This is a genomic window from Agrobacterium sp. MS2 (genome assembly GCF_003261015.1).
GTDB lineage: Bacteria > Pseudomonadota > Alphaproteobacteria > Rhizobiales > Rhizobiaceae > Agrobacterium > Agrobacterium pusense.
In genome coordinates this window covers 87,402-103,918 of the sequence record NZ_QLNF01000064.1, presented here as the reverse complement: position 1 = coordinate 103,918, position 16,517 = coordinate 87,402, and the positions used below count along the sequence as shown (strand labels likewise).

Genomic DNA, 16,517 nt, shown 5'->3' with positions numbered 1-16,517 from the left:
CGCTCCAGCGGGCAGATATAGGGCCGGCGGCGGTTGGCGCTGTCCGGGGGGGGGGTGATGACGCAGACGAAACGCGCGCGGCGCTGGCGGTCGCGGTTATTGCCGGAATAGAAGTTCGGACTATCGTCGTCCGTCGACTGCGCCAGAATGACATCGTTGGTGGAAGCCGCTGGAGCGCGTGTTGTCGCCGCCGCTTCAGCAATCGTTGCGGCGGATAGGAAGACAGTCAGGGCGAAAACGAAGTGACGCATGTGGGTGGCCTTCGGACAATGACGGTGCGTTATCTAACCCAAGCCATATTGCCCGGTTTCTTAACCGCAAGGAATTCCTGCCCGCACACTTAACGACGCATGAATGCCTCGAAGGCGGCGCGCGCTTCGGCACTTTGCAGCTGCGCGATGAAATGACGACCTTCCTCTTCGATGCGGGCGAGAATATCGGCCGGGTTGCCGCGGACCAGATCGCGAGCGATCTTCAGCGCCTGCTGCGGTTTGGCGGCAAGGCGGGTGGCAAGCGCCAGCGTTTCGGCTTCGACATGTTCCGGGGCAACGACTTTCCAGATCAGCCCGGCCTGCAATGCCTGCTCGGCGGAAAAACCCTCACCCATCGCGAGCAGCGCAAAGGCGCGCTGGTGGCCGATGAGCCTTGGCACGAGCAGGCTGGAGGCCGCTTCCGGCACCAATGCGAGATCCACGAAGGGTGTCTTGAACAGGCTGCGGCTGGAAGCGACCGTCAGGTCGCAATGCAGGTTCAGCGTCGTGCCGATGCCGATGGCGAGCCCATCGACACCGGATACCAGCGGTTTTTCGAAGGCGACCAGCGCTTTCAGAAGTTCGAGGGCGGCGAGCTTGCCCTTTCCACCTGACATGGCGAAGGCGAGAAAATCAGCCATGTCGTTGCCGGCGGAAAAGCAGCCTTCCGTGCCGAGAAAAGCAACGACGCGGATGTCCGGATTCGCATTGGCGGCGTGCAAAGCCTCGGCCATGCGCAGATACATGGCATCGGTGATGGCGTTTTTCTTTTCCGGTCGGTTGAAGCGGATGGTCAGAACGTCAGGCGCATGGCCGATACGCGCGACAAGAATATGTTCGTCCGACATCTGAAGCTCCTCAAGCCAAAACAGTACGGGCGGCGGCAAGGCTTGCCGCGCCTGACATAATGCGGTCCTTCAGCGCCGCCGTTTCCGCCAGCAGGTTTTCCGCCGCGAAACGGCAAAGCGCGGCACGATGCCCGCCCCTGCCATCATCGACAGAGACCAATGCGCCCTTGGCGAGATAAGCGCCCGTCAAGGCCAGACCGAAGAGACGCTGATAGGGCGTGGCGCCCGCAAGTGCCATCTCGGTTTCGCCCGCCTTGATGCGGGAGAGCAGCCAGTCGGTTGCCGTTTCCAGATCGGTGAGGCTGGCATCGAGATAACGGGCGGTCTCTCCGAGATCGTCACGGTTCGATGCAGCCGTGCGGGCGGCGATCTCACGCAGTTCGGCGATGAAACCGCGGACCTGCGCGCCCTCGGAGAGCGGCAACTTGCGCAGGACCAGATCGATGGCCTGAATGCCGTTGGTGCCCTCGTAGATCGGCGCGATGCGGGCATCACGCAGATAACGCGCCGCGCCGGTTTCCTCGATGAAGCCCATGCCGCCATGCACCTGAATGCCCATGGATGCGACATCGACACCGGCATCGGTGGAAAAGGACTTGGCGATCGGTGTCAGAAGGGCAGCGCGCTCCTGCCAGTGAGCGCGCTGCCGGGCGTCTTCAGTCGCATGCGCCATGTCGATGGCGTGCGCGCAGCTGAAGGAAATCGCCCGTGATCCTTGCGTCAGCGCCTTCATTGTCAGAAGGGTTCTCACGATATCAGGATGTTCGATGATCGGGCTCATGCCCGGACCCTGCCAGCCGGGCGCCTTGCCCTGCGTGCGTTCCCTCGCGTATTCGATCGCCTTCTGGGTCGCCGCCTCACAGATCGCCACGCCCTGCATGCCAACGGCAAGGCGGGCGTTGTTCATCATGGTGAACATGCAGGCGAGGCCCTTGTTCTCCTCGCCGACCAGCCAGCCGAGCGCACCCTTTTCGTCACCAAATTTGCCGTCACCGAAGATCATGGTGCAGGTGGGCGAACCGTGAATACCGAGCTTGTGTTCGAGAGAGTGGCAGAAAAGATCGTTGCGGTTGCCCGGCGCGCCGTTTTCATCGGGCAGGAATTTTGGCACGAGGAACAGCGAAATGCCACGCGTTCCCGCCGGCGCATCCGGAAGACGGGCGAGAACGAGGTGGATGATATTATCAGCCGCGTCGTGTTCACCCCAGGTGATGAAAATCTTCTGGCCGAAGATGCGGTAGGTGCCGTCACCATTGCGCTCCGCCCGGGTCTTCAGGACACCAAGATCGGAACCCGCATGCGGCTCGGTCAGGTTCATCGTGCCCGTCCATTCGCCGGAGACGAGTTTCGGCAGGTAGGTTCGCTTGAGATCGTTGCTGCCGTGGGCAACGATGGCTTCCACCGCGCCCATTGTCAGCGTCGGCGCCAGCGCGAAGGCCATGGAGCCGGAATTCCACATTTCGAGCGCTGCAACATTCAGCATATGCGGCAGGTTCTGACCGCCGAATTCTTCCGGGGCAGTCAGGCTGTTCCAGCCCGCCGCCGCCCAGCGACGGTAAAGATCGGCCCAGCCATCGGGCGTCGTCACCTTGCCATCGGCAAGTTTTGCGCCCTGACGGTCCCCGATTTCGGCGAGTGGCGCGACCTCTCCGGTGGCGAAACGACCGGCTTCCTCCAGAATGGCATCGACGAGATCTTCACTCAGATCTCCCAGCACACCCCTGGAAAGCGCGTCTCCGAGACCCGCTACATGTTTGAGTGTAAAGGCGATATCATCCACCGGCGCGCTATACATGCTGCCTCCTCCCGAAGCTCTTGTATCCTGCTACTGCCTTCGGGCTAAATGATTTTTACGTAAACGTCAATTTGAAAATTCCCGGTATTTCGACGGGCTTGTTATAAAACTGTCATATGAATTTGATCAGCATGTTGACGGTGCCCTGACGCGCTCCTTTCGCCTCCTCCCGGTGCGACGGGCACCCCTCTCCTCCCATCCCGCCGGTCAGGACTGCCACGATGGACCTCATAACGCCCACCATTCCCGGCCTCGTGTGGGCCTATCAATTTCAACCCGGGAAGGCCCCATGCCGCAGGCTGGCGCCCGATGCCGGCTTTGACGAGATGGCGGGACGCGACGGGTTCTTCTGGCTGCATCTCAATCTCGCCGATCAGCGCGTGGCGGGTTTTCTGGAGACGGTTGAGGGTCTCGATCCGGCAGCACGGGCAAGCCTCACCACCCACGAAACGCATCCGTCCATTGTTGTCGACGAAAAATCGCTCTACGGCACCCTGGTCGATTTCCAACGGGAATTCGACAAGGAAACGCGCGATTTCGGCTGGCTGCATTTTGCGGTGAGCGACCGTTTCATCATAACCACCCGCCTTCAGCCGCTGCATTCGGTAGACCGGCTAAAGGCGGCGGTCGACAAGAACTCCAACCGCTATCTCACACCTTCCCACGTCTTCGAAGGCCTTGTCGCCGAATTCCAGCGCTCGTTGATCAATCTGGTCATGGAGACGACGGAAGAACTGAACGCCATCGAGGATCTGGTCTATGACAGCGAGACCCGCGACGAAAGGCGACGCCTCGCACCGCTGCGCCGCACGGTGGTGCGCCTGCACCGGCATTTACGCACCGTCCTCACCCTGATGCGGCGGGCTTCGGCCGCGGATGACGACGAGATGCCTGACGGTTTCGAGGATGTCGCCTCACGGCTGATGGGGCGCCTCGAGGCTGTCGATCATGACGTCTATGCCCTGCAGGAGCGCGCAAGGCTGCTTCACGAAGAAATCGATTCAAAACTCTCGTCTGAAACCAACCGGCATCTCTATATACTGTCGCTGATGACGGCGTTCCTTCTGCCGCCGTCGCTGGTAACCGGCTTTTTTGGCATGAACACGGATGAGCTGCCGTTTACGGTCGGGACCGGTGGCACCATGGCGGCCAGCATCTTCATCGTCATCTCGGTCGTGCTCGCCTGGTTCGTGTTGAAACGCGCGCGTATCCTCTGACAGCAAAAAGCCGCCCGGTCGAAACCGGACGGCTCTGTAAATCCCGGTCTTGGCCAACCTATCAGCCGTAGGGCGAATAGCAGGTCTGGCGCGGACCGTTATACGGCTGGAACGTGTTGCTATAGGCGTCGTAGGAGCGATAGCGGCCATAGCACCAGTTCACATGCGCCTGGCTCATGCCGCCACGGCGGACCGGACGATACTCACGATAGACCGGGCGCGGGCGATATTCCGGCACCTGACGGTAGACTTCGCGCGGCTGCGAAAGAGCGCCGCCGATGATTGCGCCCGTTGCAAATGCTGCGAGCGGGAACCAGTAACCGTCATGGTGGCGGTAACCCGGACGATAATCGCGGTAACCGCGGTGACCGCGATACCAGCCGCGACGATCGCCCCAGCCGTCACGGTCACGCCAATATTGCACGTTCACGATATTCTTGCTGGCATCGTTGCCCGAGGTCTCAACGCTCTTCGGCGCTACAGGCAGGGGCATGGCGGCTTCGGCCGGAACAATCGCTCCTGCAACCACGATTGCAGAAAGACCGACAGCCAGGATATTCTTCACATAGCTTTTCATCTGACTTCCTCCATTCACGACGGTCGACAGGCCGTAAGACGTGAATTTCTGTTGTTCTATTCCGCCTTTGTCCGGGCGGTGTCGTATGCTTCTCAGCCTAGGGACGTGTGGCTGAACCTACGATTAACGGTCCGATCACGCTTCGTTTATCAAAACCACGGCGTTTCAGGGCCAGACAAAAGCCCGGTAAAGACCGGGCTTCTGCTTGTGCGATTAGCGGCTGTAAGGCGACACGCAAATGCGGCGCGGACCGCTGTTGGGCTGGTAGGTGTTGTCGTAAGCACGATACGAGCGCCAGCGATTCTGACACCAGGATACATGGCTGCCGCCATAGGCCGGACGGGGTTGCTGAATCGCGCCGCCGATGATGGCGCCGGTGGCGAAAGCGGCAAGCGGGAACCAGTAGCCGTTATGATAACGGTAACCCGGACGGCGGTCACGGTAACCACGGTGGCCATTATAATAGCCGTCACGCGGCGGGCGAGGGCGATACATGCGGTCGCCGTGACGGCGATCATGTCGACGGTCCCATTCGCGATATTGCACCTGCACGACATTGTCGGTGGACACCGCCGGCTTCTGAATCGGCACAGGAACCTGGAACGCCTGCGACGGCGTAAAGCTGGTCAGGAACACGACGAGGGCCGTGGCGACACTCGTTGTCCGGAAATTTATCATGATCTTCCTCCGTTTGCTTCAGCGCGTTGACCCACGCTTTTCACCCACTCACTCTTTTCGGAGATTAGGGTCAGCCCCGCTTCATGCCCGAGAAGAATTGGATGACGTGCAAACGAATTTACGGAAATTTGGTTCCAGACAATGGTAATGGAAGGAAAGCCTCAAACGCCTGCCGGCATCATGCCTCCACCTTGACATCGGTCAAAGGCCGCGAGCAGCAGGCGAGAATATAGCCCTCCTCGATTTCCTCATCGAGAATGCCACCATTGTGGTTCATCTCCACCTCGCCGGAAAGTTTCAAGACCCGGCAAGTCCCGCAGATGCCGGATTCACAGGCTGCGCCGATCCGCACACCGGCTGCACGCGCCGTCATCAGAACGGTCTGCCCGGGCTGGCAGGGCATTTCTTTCCCGGAAAGGGTAAAACCCACCATCGACAACGCTTCGCCATCATCGGTGAGAACACTCTCGCCGACGGCGACGGGAGCAGCAGGCGAGAAGCTTTCCTGATGGTAACGGCCCATGTCGAAGCCGGAGGCTTCAAGCATGGAGCGGACGGCGGCCATGAACGGCTCCGGCCCGCAGCAGAAGACGGTACGCTCCATGAAGTCATGGGCGAGCAGCGCGATCTTGGCCTTGTCGACCATGCCCTTCAGGCCGGACCACAGATCGGTGCGTCCACATTTCTCGACAATGAAGCCGAGCGACAGGTTCGGCATGAAGCGGGCGAGATATTCCAGCTCGTGACGGAAGACAATATCGCCGGGTGTACGCGAGCAATTGATGAAGGCAATGTCGCTTTGCGGGGCGCGGTCGCTCATGTCGCGCACCATCGACATCATCGGCGTGACGCCGGAGCCCGCGGAGATGAAGAGATACTTGTCCCCGGGATGCTTGACGTAGGAAAAATCGCCGAGCGGACCAAGCGCCCGGATCTTCATGCCGGGCTTCAGATTGTCGAACATCCAGCGCGTGCCGATACTGTTGGCCTGCGCCTTGACCGTGACCGACAGCGAATAGGGCCGCGACGGGCTGGAGGACAATGTGTAGGTGCGGTAAAGCGGCTCCTTGCCCACCGGCAGTTCCAGCGTGACGAACTGGCCCGGCAGATAACGGAACCAGTTCTGATCCTCGGAGCGGAACAGGAACGTCATCACATCCTGTGTTTCGGGGGTTACCGAAATACATTCCAGCAGCTGGAGCTTGTCACTCCACGGCTTCATCTCGTCAATATGCTTATATGTCACGACCATGTTCATCTTCACGCTACAGCCGAAAGCCGGGCCTTGTCGCCGGACAGCCGGTCGATCATGAAATCGGCGTACCAGTTGACGAACTGCATCACGCCGCCCTCGTCCTCCATGGAGTAAGGGCCGGGCTCATAAGCGGGCGACCGGATGCCGAAGGCATTTTCCTCGACGATGCGGCGGTCCTGATCGTTGGTTTCGTTCCAGACATGGGTGAGATCCTCAAGATCGTAATCCACGCCCTCCACCGCATCCTTGTGCACCAGCCATTTGGTGGTAACCATCGTCTCGTTGGCGCTGAGCGGCAGCACGCGGAAGGAGATGGTGTGGTCGCCGAGGAAGTGGTTCCAGGTCGTCGGGTAATGGAACAGGAGCAGCGCGCCGATATGGCTGATGCTGACATCGTCCGACAGCGGCCGGCGCACGGCGCGTTTTCCCGACATTGTGTAGCTTTCCGCTTCGCCGATCAGCGGCATGCGCGCCACGCGGAACTGGCCCTTCGGGTCAATCTTGAAACGGCTGGGCAGGCCGGCTGCTTCGCAGCGTGCCCAGTGGCCGCCGATCTCGGGGTCGCTTGCCCCTCCATCCGTTCCCGTCACGCTCGGGTTTTCGGGATAGGTACGGCAGAGTTCCGGATGGTTGGCGGCGCAATGGTAGCACTCGCGGTTGTTTTCCCAGACGAGCTTCCAGTTACCCTTTTCGATGATGGTGCTCTCATGCGCGACCTTGGCTTCCCATATGCGGTGCGGCGCCATGTAGCTCTCCACTTCGGCGCGCATGGGCTCAAAATCCGCCGGCTGATCGGCGAGGCAGATGAAGACGTAGCCAGCGACGGTTTCGCAGGCGACAGGCTTCAGGCCGAAATCACCCTTGTCGAACTCCTCGCCCATGTGGCGGGCAAAAAGCAGCTTGCCGTCAAGATCGTAGGTCCACTGGTGATAGGGACAGACCAGACGCGCCGACTGGCCCTTCTGCGTGGTGCAGACGCGGGAGCCGCGATGGCGGCAGGAATTGTGGAACGCGCGGATTTGCCCGTCGCGGCCACGAACGATGACGACCGAATAGGCGCCGACCTGCACGGTGAAATAGCTGCCGGACTTCTGTACCTCACAATCATGGCCGACAAACAGCCAGTCGCGATACCAGATGGTTTCCATATCCAGCTTGAAGTAATCCGGGTCCGTGTAGAAGGGCTGTTCCAGGCTAAAACCTTCGCGGCGGTTTTTCAGCTGGCGCAATACGGTATCACGCAATTCCATGGCCAAATCCTCGATCAAACCGCCCTGCCCGACACCATTTGCGGGGGCTGCGGAAGCATGTCCTCATCTAATCATCGGCCGTCATTTGCGGCAGCACAGACAGCGACATCGGCTTCCGCATTGGCGACAAATTGCGACATGTCCAAACGGCGTCTTCAGGCCATTCCACTGCAAAATCCGGCAACTATTTACCGCCTGCAACGACGTCGCAATATGACGAATGATGGCGCAGCCACTGCCCACCCATCAAAAAACAGGGGCTGCAGCGCAACGGAGTATTAACGCACCCTAAATTATCTTACCGGATCGACAGCAACGAGGGTGTTCCCGGTGGAGAAGGCGACACGCATACGCTATTTCGATGCGAGCAGGCATTCGGTTACACCGATACGCTCGAAGACCGCGCATTCCGATTTTTTGCGGACAGGGCGCATCAGCCGTTACGAAGAGCGGTGGCTGCCGAAAGAACGCGTCTACTACAGCCATGACGAAGTGGCTGCGCTGACCGGGCGAAAGCTGGAAGCTGCCGCCGATGCCACCCACAGCCGCCTGAACGGTTTTCACCAGTCCATCCGTTTTCCGAAGATGGTTTTTCACCATCTGCTGAATGACCGGCCGCATCTGGGTTATTGCCACGTCACGGCGGCGACGACCAGCTTTGATGCAGAGCGTCATGTGCTATGGTCCTTCTATTTCGCGAACTTCTTCGCGGAACTGAGCGGTGCCGAAAACTTCTTCGAAAATATCGATGCGCGTTATTCGCGGATGTATTTCGCTGTCGCCATCAACGCCCTTCCCGATCAGGAAATCGCCGTCGATACATCCGTTCATCGCGGCGGCCTGCTGTTCCAGACCCACGATCCGCGCGTGGCGCTGAAAAACGTCCTCATGCTCGGCGCGCGCTCGGAGGAGATGCGCAGGATCATCAAGGCGATATAGCAGCGACAAAGCCCCCAGGGACTTCATCTTTCTTTCTTAGGCATGTCGTTCTCCCGAAACTGACGACCAGTTTCGGACAATGTGCATTAGCGCTTTCCATTCTGCCCGGAAATACGCTATTGACCGCCCTGAAAGGCAGCATCATGGCGCGTCATATCCATATTGAAAACGAGCGGGAAACCGCCCTTCAAGCAGCCGTCACGGAGCTTGCCGCCGGCCAGCCGATCGCCCTGCCGACGGAAACCGTCTACGGCCTTGCCGCCGATGCCACCAACCCTGCAGCCATTGCCCGTATCTACGAGACCAAAGGCCGGCCGCAATTCAACCCGTTGATCTGCCACATGGCAGATATCGCCATGGCGGAACGTTACGCCATCTTCGATCCCATATCGCTTGATCTTGCAGAGGCCTTCTGGCCCGGCCCGCTGACACTGGTGCTGCCGCTGAAACCGGCAAGCGATATTCATGCGCTGGCGACGGCCGGGCTCGATACGGTCGGCATTCGCGTACCACAAGGTTTTGCCGGCGATCTTATCCGCCGGTTCGGCAAACCGCTCGCAGCCCCCAGCGCCAATAGTTCCGGCAAGATCAGCCCGACAAGCGCCGCCCATGTGGAGGCCGATCTCGGTCAGAAAATCAACCTCATTCTCGACGGCGGGGCGGCTTCGGTCGGCGTCGAATCCACCATCGTCAAGGTGGAAGAAGATGGAAGGGTGCGTCTGCTTCGTCCTGGCGGCGTCGTCACGGCCGAAATAGAGCGTGTTGCGAGCAAGCGGCTTGAACGTTCTGAAAAAGCGTCGGCGGCCATCGAGGCGCCAGGCATGCTCGCTTCGCATTATGCCCCCGGCGCCGCCGTGCGCCTCAACGCCACATCGGTTTCGCCTGGCGAAGCGTTGATCCGGTTCGAAGGCATCCCGGTTTCGGGTGAAGAGACCGCCCGCGCCGTTTTCGATCTCAGCCCCTCCGGCGATCTTTCCGAGGCCGCCGCCAACCTGTTCGATTACCTCAAGGCCGCCGATGCAAGCGGCGCAGACAGCATCGCCATCACCAGCATTCCCACTCACGGTCTTGGAGAGGCGATCAATGACCGCCTTTCCCGCGCCGCCGCACCGCGGAGCTGAGGCCCGCCGACCATTCGCCCACCGTTTCAAATGACAGAGAGACGCCTGATGACAACCGTCCCCTCCTCCGACATCCTCGACCGCTTTACCGCCATTGTCGGAGACAGGAATGCGGTGCGCGATGCGGCAGAGATGGCGCCGCGGCTGGTGGAAAATCGCGGGCTTTATCGTGGCGCTTCGCCATTGCTCCTCAAACCCGGATCGGTCGAGGAAGTATCGGCCATCCTGAAGTTCGCCAGCGAGACGGGTACCCCAATCGTGCCGCAGACGGGCAATACCGGCCTTGTCGGCGGGCAAACGCCCCGCGCCGGGGGAACTGACATCATTCTTTCGCTGGAGCGCATGAACCGCATTCGCGATATTGATCCCGTCGCCAATATCATCGTTGCCGATGCCGGCTGCATTCTCGATGACATCCATAAAGCCGCCGATTCGGTTGAACGCATGTTTCCGCTGTCGCTCGGCTCTCAGGGGTCCTGCCGCATCGGCGGCAATCTCGCCACCAATGCCGGCGGCACCGCAGTGCTTGCTTATGGCAATATGCGCCAGCTCTGCCTCGGGCTCGAAGTGGTGTTGCCGACAGGCGAGATCTGGAACGGGCTGCGCCGGCTGAAAAAGGACAATACCGGTTACGATCTGCGTGATCTCTTCATCGGCTCCGAAGGCACGCTCGGCATCATCACCGGCGCGGTGCTGAAGCTTTTCCCGAAGCCACTCGGCCATCAGGTGGCCTTCGCCGGGCTGACCTCAACCGAAGATGCGCTGAAGCTGTTCGAGATGGCGTCAAACCTCTGCGGCACGGCGCTGACCGGCTTCGAGCTCATGCCACGGATTGGCGTGGAGTTTACCGCCAGACATATTCCCGGCGTGCGCGATCCCCTGGAACAGCCCCATGACTGGTACGCACTCATCGACATCTCCACCTCCGATTCGGCCGAGACGGCGGATACGATGATGCAATTGCTGCTGGAGCGTGGTTTTGAGGCCGGACTGGTCGAGGATGCCGTGATCGCCGCCTCCGAAGCCCAGCGTCAGGCACTGTGGCACATGCGCGAGAGCATGTCGGATGCGCAGAAGCCGGAGGGCGGCTCCATCAAGCACGATGTCTCCGTCCCGGTTTCCAGAATACCGGAGTTTATGGCGACGGCGGAAAAGGCGGTTCTTGCTGCCATCCCGGGCGCCCGTGTCTGCGCCTTCGGCCATCTGGGCGACGGCAACATCCATTACAATATTTCCCAGCCGGTGGGGGCGGACAAGGCGCAATTCCTCGCCCGCTGGCGGGACATGAACGAAATCGTGCACGGCATCGTGCTGTCGCTGGGCGGTTCGATTTCCGCCGAACACGGCATTGGCCAGTTAAAGCGCGACGAACTGGCCGCCATCCGGCCCGGCATCGAAATGGAGCTGATGCGGCGCATCAAGCACGCATTCGATCCCGCCGGAATCATGAACCCCGGCAAGGTGCTGGCGGAATAACCCTTTCCGCCTCAGGCCGAAGCCCGCAATGCCCAGGCGGGCACCATTTCCGCATTCAGCCGGCGCGGCTTCTGCGCGCCGACAAATTGCGTCAGGCTCATGCCCGATTTCGCAATCGACATCGCGTGCTTCTTCGGCAGGAGATAACCATGCTCCAGCGGCGGGGTGCGGCGCAGGACACGGCTGAAGACATTCCGCCGGTGATAACGTGATGGGGAAAAGCGCGCTGGCTGTTCGCAGATCGCGACATATTCCAGGATTTCATCGATCCAGCCTGCCTGCGGGCGTGCGCCCGGCTCGATCAGCAGCAACCAGCCGCCACGCGCGGACTTGACGATATCCTCCAGTTCCCATTGCCCATAAAAACGGCAGCCGGCCGCATCGGCCACACGCGACGATCCATCGCGCGAACCGTGATCCAGAATCACAACATCGCTTACAAGCCCTTCCACGGCACCGGTGACAAGCGCAGACAGCGTATGCGCCAGTTCCGGCTCCTGATCCCGGCATTCCATTATGACTGTCAACATGTGCATAGCTCTAACGCATCGCACAATAAATTGCCACCATGCTCGTCGCGGTAAAATCCGCGGGGGTTGATGTCGCTTTCCGCGCTCTCAGGTGCCGGCGTGCCCGTCCTGGCGCTGGCCCCGGCAGTATAAAAGGAGCCAAATTTACAATTTTGTTCTTGTAATGTTCTCATTCGTGATGTAGGAATTTAATCATTCGAGGGGCGATGAGGCCTCTCCGGATGGAAACGGTTTAGGGCGTTCAGCGTACCTCGAAAGGCGTGCGACGTCTTAGGAGCATCCAGATGAGAAATCATTCGCTTTCGGGGCAGGCTGCCTTCCAGCCGAGCCATATGCCTGACATTGCCAATGCGCTGGCCGATGCATCCGGCCTGCGCATCGAGATTGACCGTCGCCGCGGCCGCGGTGCGGGGCTCAATCCCGATGGACGTTTCGAAGCCTTGCAGCGTGAGGTCTTCGACGATGGCTGGCAGACGCTGGAAGAGATGCCGGAATTCCGCACCGAGGTGCAGGTGGAAAAGCCACGCAGCATCATCACCCGCAATGAATCGCCCGATATCCCCTTCGATCGTTCCATCAATCCCTACAGGGGCTGCGAACATGGCTGCATTTACTGTTTTGCCAGGCCCACTCACAGCTACATGGGCCTTTCGGCCGGACTTGATTTCGAGGCCAAGCTGTTTGCCAAGCCTGATTCTGCCAAGCTTCTGGAACGGGAACTGGCGAAACCCGGCTACAAGGCGCGGGTAATCGCCATCGGCACCAATACCGACCCTTACCAGCCGATTGAGCGCGAATGGCGCATCATGCGGCAGATACTGGAAGTGCTGGCCAAGGCTGATCATCCCGTCGCCATCGTCACCAAATCGGCGCTGATCAAGCGGGATATTGATATTCTCGCGCCAATGGCAAAAAAGGGGCTCGTCAAGGTCGGCATTTCCGTCACGTCGCTGGATCGCAAGCTTTCGCGCACGATGGAGCCGCGCGCCGCCACGCCGGAGAAGCGGCTGGAGGCCGTCAAGGCGCTGACGGATGCCGGAATTCCGGTGGCGGTGATGATGGCACCCGTCATCCCGGCGCTTAACGATCATGAAATCGAGCGCATTCTTGAGGCCGGCAAGGCTGCTGGCGCGACCGAGGCTTCCTATGTGCTTTTGCGGCTGCCGCTGGAGGTAAGCCCGCTGTTCCGCGACTGGCTGCTGCGCAACTATCCGGACCGTTACCGTCATGTCATGTCGCTGGTGCGCTCCATGCGCGACGGCAAGGATTATGACGCGGAGTTCGGCAAGCGCATGAAGGGTGATGGCCCTTATGCCTGGCAGATCGGCAGGCGATTCGAGATGGCGACCAAAAGACTTGGTCTCATCCGCCGCGGCATCAACCTGCGCGACGACCTGTTCGTGCCTCCGGGCGGTGCCGGGGTGCAATTGTCTCTGCTTTGAGAGCCGCATGGTGAAAGTGACTGAAGGTAACGAATGCCCGTGATGAACCAGACGCTACCCTCGGGCTCGACCCTGGAACGTGAACCGAGCGCGACAGGATCTCGGGTCAAGCCCGAGAGGACATCGAGCATGGGGGGATGACGCGCCGACAATACGAGGTGCTGTGAGCTTTTAATAAACGGAATTCAAATGACAGGAGCAATCGTCTCATCGTGTTGCTCTCGACGAAATGCCCGGCTGGTTTTCCCTGGCCCGCCGGACATCGCCCCTGGAACCGCCGCCTCGCGTGCGATCGTTTTTCCTCCGCCGCCCTGCTGGAGGATAAAAGGTCATGACGACCTTGGGCACGGTGAGCCACGCCCCTTGACCCCGGCTCATCGTGCCTGTCATCGCCCGCTTCCGGGGGCTTGCAGGAGATCGGGTGTGTGTGCCAGTTTCGCCGCATGAAACGCACGGCCACACCCGATTCTCCTGCCCTTTTTGATCTTGCCGATACTGGCCCGGATTTCTCGTTCGAGCTGGAAGCGCGAAAGAGGGGCCTCTGGCCGGTCGCCGGCACGGACGAGGCAGGGCGTGGCCCGCTCGCCGGCCCTGTGGTTGCGGCCGCCGTCATTCTCGATCCGGACAATATTCCTGACGGAATGGATGATTCCAAGAAACTGACGAAGCAGAAGCGCGAGAGCCTGTTCGTCCAGATCATGGAAACCTCGATCGTATCGGTCGCCTCCTCCGGCCCGGGCCTGATCGACACGATGAATATCCTGCGCGCCAGCCTGGACGCCATGCGCCGCGCAGTCCTCGGCCTCGAAATTTCCCCCGCCCTCGTACTGGCCGACGGCCGCGACAGGCCGCCAGGCATCACCTGCGAAGCCAAGGCCGTCATCAAGGGCGATTCCCGCTCCCTCTCCATCGCCGCCGCCTCAATCGTCGCCAAGGTGACCCGCGACCGGATGATGGAACGTGCGGGTGTCGTGCATTCATCCTATGGCTTCGAAGGGCATGCCGGTTACGGCACACCGGCCCACCTGCGCGCCATCGAAAGCCACGGGCCTTGCGCGCTGCACAGGATGAGCTTTCGGCCACTGAAGCGGGATTGATGACAAATGGTGAAGTTCTAGCCGCAGCGCGGACTTGACGGCGGCGCCACCTGAGGACATCTCTAGTCCGGCAGTCCAAAGAAATGCTCACTTCATTTGCTTTGAGACGCGGTGATCACTTGGGCCGGAGCAATGTCCTCGGCCAGAAGCGCGCTAACGGAATCCCCCGAATTAATCCGGCGCATTGCTTCGGCGAGAGCCGGTGCGACAGACAACACGGTAAGCTTGGGAAGGCGCTTTTCGGCAGCGATGGGCACCGTGTTGGTGCACACGATCTCAAGCACGTCCGGTTCCGCGGCAAGCCGGGCAACTGCAGAGCCAGCGAGAATTCCGTGCGTGGTGGCGATCCGGATGGTGCGTGCGCCGTGGGCCCGCAGATGTTGGAGCAGCTCAAGAATGGAGCCACCGCTGGCGATCTCGTCATCGAGCACAATGACGTCGCGATTTCGGATATCGCCGATCAGCGCCGAGATGCGCACTTGGGTATCGCTCACCCGTTCTTTGGCGCCGGCCGCGACAGGCACATTCAGCCGCTTTGCAAAGGCGGCCGCGTTCTTGGCATTGCCAAGGTCGGGGGAAACGACGACGGCCCGGCTGAGATCATAACGGAAGAAATAATTGGCGAGCTCGCCCAAGGCGTGGAGCTGATCAACAGGCACGCTGAAAAAGCCGTGGACCTGGGGGGAATGCAGCGTCATGGTGAGCACGCGGCTGGCACCTGCCGTAACTAGGAGATCTGCGACCAGCCGACCGCCGATGGAGATCCTCGGCGCATCTTTCTTGTCGGAGCGAGCATAGGAAAAGTGCGGAATGACTGCGGTGATGCGTGAGGCCGACGCACCACGCGCCGCATCGAGCATCAAGAGCAGCTCGATCAGGTTTTCCTGCACAGGCGCACTGAGCGGTTGGACGATAAAGACATCTTGCTCCCGGCAGTTTGCCTGCAGCTGGACCTCAAGGCAATCGTTGGAGAAGCGCTTAGTGCGCACCGGATGCAACGGCACGCCGAGGTGGGAACAAATTTCCTTCGCAAGTTCGGGATGCGCACTACCGCTGAAGATGGCTATCTGGTTCAACGAGAACTCTCCCCTTAACTGTCCGGCTTATGATAGTTGCCTCTGTCATAGTCAACCCTTTGCGGGCAGTGTTTGCTAAGGGCCTTCCGATGCTTTCGGTGCGTCCAAACCATGCCAAGTATTGGAGCAAAGCGATGAGCAATCTGCATCAAAAACATTGCAGCCAGTTACCGCCACCCTAAGAGAAATGCCTGTTAGCGAATGCCGCATTTTCGTAGTGCAGGCGGCACCCAATCCTAACCAGCTTCACCATCTCAAACAAAAAACCCCTCGCGGCGGGGCCGGAGGGGTTTTGAACAATACCGAGATAAATCTCAGTTCAGTTTCGACTTCACTTCGCCGATCGTGGCGGTGAAAAGCTTGGCCTTTGCGGCGGCCGTCGTCTTTTCGGCCAGCAGCTTCTCGGAAGCGGCAATGGCGATGTCGACGGCGGCGGCGCGGACGGCGCCGATGGCGTCTTCTTCGGCCTGCTTGATCTTCTGTTCCGAAAGGGCCGTGCGGCGGGCGACGAATTCTTCCGTCTTCTGCTTGGCTTCTTCCGTCAATGCGGCGGCTTCGCGTTCAGCGGCGGCAACGATGCCGGCGGCTTCGGCTTCGGCTTCCTTGCGCTTACGCTGATATTCGGCCAGCAGGTGCTGGGCTTCTTCACGCAGGCGCTTGGCTTCAGCCAGTTCGTCCTGAATGTTCTGCGCGCGCTCGTCCAGAGACTTGGAGAGCATGCCCGGAACCTTGAGGTAAGCGATCAGGACGAAGAAGAGAACGAGACCGACGAGAGCGAAAAATGATGCATCAAATGCCATATCAGGCTCCCTTCACGTTCGAAGCGGCGGCAATCGCTGCCTTGACGTCCGTGTCCTTGACCTTTGCGCCAACCAGCTGGTCGACGATTGCGGTCGCGGTTTCCTCGGCGATGGCGCCGACGTCGGCGAAAGCCTGGTCCTTGATGCCGGCAATGCGCTTCTCGG

The 16,517-nt window shown here is 60.3% G+C and carries 16 protein-coding genes and 1 pseudogene; 6 read left to right on the top strand and 11 right to left on the bottom strand.

All coding sequences use genetic code 11. The annotated features are described in order from the left end of the window. From DOU54_RS17505 to DOU54_RS17495, 3 genes are all read right to left on the bottom strand, one after another. A partial coding sequence (locus DOU54_RS17505) for a hypothetical protein (RefSeq protein WP_286079933.1) occupies positions 1-251 on the bottom strand: 251 nt, incomplete at its 3' end. A gap of 89 nt (positions 252-340) precedes the next feature. Next, complete coding sequence (locus tag DOU54_RS17500; protein WP_113381000.1) at positions 341-1,099, bottom strand: crotonase/enoyl-CoA hydratase family protein; 759 nt, start codon at positions 1,097-1,099, stop codon at positions 341-343. A 10-nt stretch (positions 1,100-1,109) separates the two neighbouring features. Beyond that, positions 1,110-2,894 (bottom strand): acyl-CoA dehydrogenase family protein, encoded by a 1,785-nt coding sequence (locus tag DOU54_RS17495; protein WP_113381001.1) that lies wholly within the window; start codon positions 2,892-2,894, stop codon positions 1,110-1,112. A gap of 221 nt (positions 2,895-3,115) precedes the next feature. Here DOU54_RS17495 and DOU54_RS17490 point away from each other — a divergent pair, with 221 nt between their 5' ends. After that, positions 3,116-4,111, top strand: coding sequence for a transporter (locus DOU54_RS17490; RefSeq protein WP_004440300.1), 996 nt, complete (start codon positions 3,116-3,118; stop codon positions 4,109-4,111). A 61-nt stretch (positions 4,112-4,172) separates the two neighbouring features. Here the strand turns inward: DOU54_RS17490 and DOU54_RS17485 are convergent, their stop codons facing one another. The 4 genes from DOU54_RS17485 to DOU54_RS17470 form a co-directional block, all read right to left on the bottom strand. After that, positions 4,173-4,688, bottom strand: coding sequence for a BA14K family protein (locus DOU54_RS17485; protein WP_113381002.1), 516 nt, complete (start codon positions 4,686-4,688; stop codon positions 4,173-4,175). A 213-nt stretch (positions 4,689-4,901) separates the two neighbouring features. After that, the gene (locus DOU54_RS17480; protein ID WP_004440296.1) at positions 4,902-5,366 is read right to left on the bottom strand and encodes a BA14K family protein; all 465 of its coding nucleotides are present in this window, start codon (positions 5,364-5,366) and stop codon (positions 4,902-4,904) included. A 178-nt stretch (positions 5,367-5,544) separates the two neighbouring features. Then, positions 5,545-6,618 (bottom strand): FAD-binding oxidoreductase, encoded by a 1,074-nt coding sequence (locus DOU54_RS17475; RefSeq protein WP_004440293.1) that lies wholly within the window; start codon positions 6,616-6,618, stop codon positions 5,545-5,547. An 8-nt stretch (positions 6,619-6,626) separates the two neighbouring features. After that, positions 6,627-7,871, bottom strand: coding sequence for an aromatic ring-hydroxylating oxygenase subunit alpha (locus DOU54_RS17470; RefSeq protein WP_006699899.1), 1,245 nt, complete (start codon positions 7,869-7,871; stop codon positions 6,627-6,629). Between the two features lie 330 nt (positions 7,872-8,201). Between DOU54_RS17470 and DOU54_RS17465 the strand changes: the two genes are divergently transcribed. The 3 genes from DOU54_RS17465 (at position 8,202) to DOU54_RS17455 (ending at position 11,407) form a co-directional block, all read left to right on the top strand. Further along, on the top strand, positions 8,202-8,810 hold the full coding sequence (locus DOU54_RS17465; RefSeq protein ID WP_004440288.1) for a DUF6656 family protein: 609 nt from the start codon (positions 8,202-8,204) through the stop codon (positions 8,808-8,810). 143 nt (positions 8,811-8,953) lie between these two features. Beyond that, on the top strand, positions 8,954-9,931 hold the full coding sequence (locus DOU54_RS17460) for an L-threonylcarbamoyladenylate synthase (RefSeq protein ID WP_113381020.1): 978 nt from the start codon (positions 8,954-8,956) through the stop codon (positions 9,929-9,931). 48 nt (positions 9,932-9,979) lie between these two features. Beyond that, positions 9,980-11,407 (top strand): FAD-binding oxidoreductase, encoded by a 1,428-nt coding sequence (locus DOU54_RS17455; protein ID WP_022555711.1) that lies wholly within the window; start codon positions 9,980-9,982, stop codon positions 11,405-11,407. 11 nt (positions 11,408-11,418) lie between these two features. On the opposite strand, the gene DOU54_RS17450 is transcribed toward DOU54_RS17455, so the two are convergent. Beyond that, complete coding sequence (locus tag DOU54_RS17450; protein WP_004440279.1) at positions 11,419-11,937, bottom strand: hypothetical protein; 519 nt, start codon at positions 11,935-11,937, stop codon at positions 11,419-11,421. 284 nt (positions 11,938-12,221) lie between these two features. On the opposite strand from DOU54_RS17450, the gene DOU54_RS17445 reads away from it, so the two are divergent. Together DOU54_RS17445 and rnhB are read left to right on the top strand one after the other, a co-directional pair. Continuing rightward, positions 12,222-13,379 (top strand): PA0069 family radical SAM protein, encoded by a 1,158-nt coding sequence (locus DOU54_RS17445; protein ID WP_162749565.1) that lies wholly within the window; start codon positions 12,222-12,224, stop codon positions 13,377-13,379. Between the two features lie 443 nt (positions 13,380-13,822). Beyond that, on the top strand, positions 13,823-14,476 hold the full coding sequence (gene rnhB, locus DOU54_RS17440; RefSeq protein ID WP_077986693.1) for a ribonuclease HII: 654 nt from the start codon (positions 13,823-13,825) through the stop codon (positions 14,474-14,476). A 92-nt stretch (positions 14,477-14,568) separates the two neighbouring features. Here the strand turns inward: rnhB and DOU54_RS17435 are convergent, their stop codons facing one another. The 3 genes and pseudogenes from DOU54_RS17435 to DOU54_RS28235 all read right to left on the bottom strand — a co-directional run. Further along, positions 14,569-15,552 carry a ribose-phosphate diphosphokinase gene (locus DOU54_RS17435; protein ID WP_004440272.1) on the bottom strand — a complete coding sequence of 328 codons (984 nt, stop codon included), beginning with the start codon at positions 15,550-15,552 and terminating at the stop codon, positions 14,569-14,571. A gap of 314 nt (positions 15,553-15,866) precedes the next feature. Further along, the gene (locus DOU54_RS17430) at positions 15,867-16,352 is read right to left on the bottom strand and encodes a F0F1 ATP synthase subunit B (RefSeq protein WP_004440269.1); all 486 of its coding nucleotides are present in this window, start codon (positions 16,350-16,352) and stop codon (positions 15,867-15,869) included. Between the two features lies 1 nt (position 16,353). After that, positions 16,354-16,517, bottom strand: a pseudogene (locus tag DOU54_RS28235) (F0F1 ATP synthase subunit B); the annotation flags it as partial.

Excerpts from the sequence above, each read along its gene's own strand:
- DOU54_RS17500 (WP_113381000.1), bottom strand. The coding sequence starts at position 1,099 with ATGTCGGACGAACATATTCTTGTCGCGCGTATCGGCCATGCGCCTGAC.
- DOU54_RS17495 (WP_113381001.1), bottom strand. The coding sequence starts at position 2,894 with ATGTATAGCGCGCCGGTGGATGATATCGCCTTTACACTCAAACATGTA.
- DOU54_RS17490 (WP_004440300.1), top strand. The coding sequence starts at position 3,116 with ATGGACCTCATAACGCCCACCATTCCCGGCCTCGTGTGGGCCTATCAA.
- DOU54_RS17485 (WP_113381002.1), bottom strand. The coding sequence starts at position 4,688 with ATGAAAAGCTATGTGAAGAATATCCTGGCTGTCGGTCTTTCTGCAATC.
- DOU54_RS17480 (WP_004440296.1), bottom strand. The coding sequence starts at position 5,366 with ATGATAAATTTCCGGACAACGAGTGTCGCCACGGCCCTCGTCGTGTTC.
- DOU54_RS17475 (WP_004440293.1), bottom strand. The coding sequence starts at position 6,618 with ATGGTCGTGACATATAAGCATATTGACGAGATGAAGCCGTGGAGTGAC.
- DOU54_RS17470 (WP_006699899.1), bottom strand. The coding sequence starts at position 7,871 with ATGGAATTGCGTGATACCGTATTGCGCCAGCTGAAAAACCGCCGCGAA.
- DOU54_RS17460 (WP_113381020.1), top strand. The coding sequence starts at position 8,954 with ATGGCGCGTCATATCCATATTGAAAACGAGCGGGAAACCGCCCTTCAA.
- DOU54_RS17455 (WP_022555711.1), top strand. The coding sequence starts at position 9,980 with ATGACAACCGTCCCCTCCTCCGACATCCTCGACCGCTTTACCGCCATT.
- DOU54_RS17450 (WP_004440279.1), bottom strand. The coding sequence starts at position 11,937 with ATGTTGACAGTCATAATGGAATGCCGGGATCAGGAGCCGGAACTGGCG.
- DOU54_RS17445 (WP_162749565.1), top strand. The coding sequence starts at position 12,222 with ATGAGAAATCATTCGCTTTCGGGGCAGGCTGCCTTCCAGCCGAGCCAT.
- rnhB (WP_077986693.1), top strand. The coding sequence starts at position 13,823 with ATGAAACGCACGGCCACACCCGATTCTCCTGCCCTTTTTGATCTTGCC.
- DOU54_RS17430 (WP_004440269.1), bottom strand. The coding sequence starts at position 16,352 with ATGGCATTTGATGCATCATTTTTCGCTCTCGTCGGTCTCGTTCTCTTC.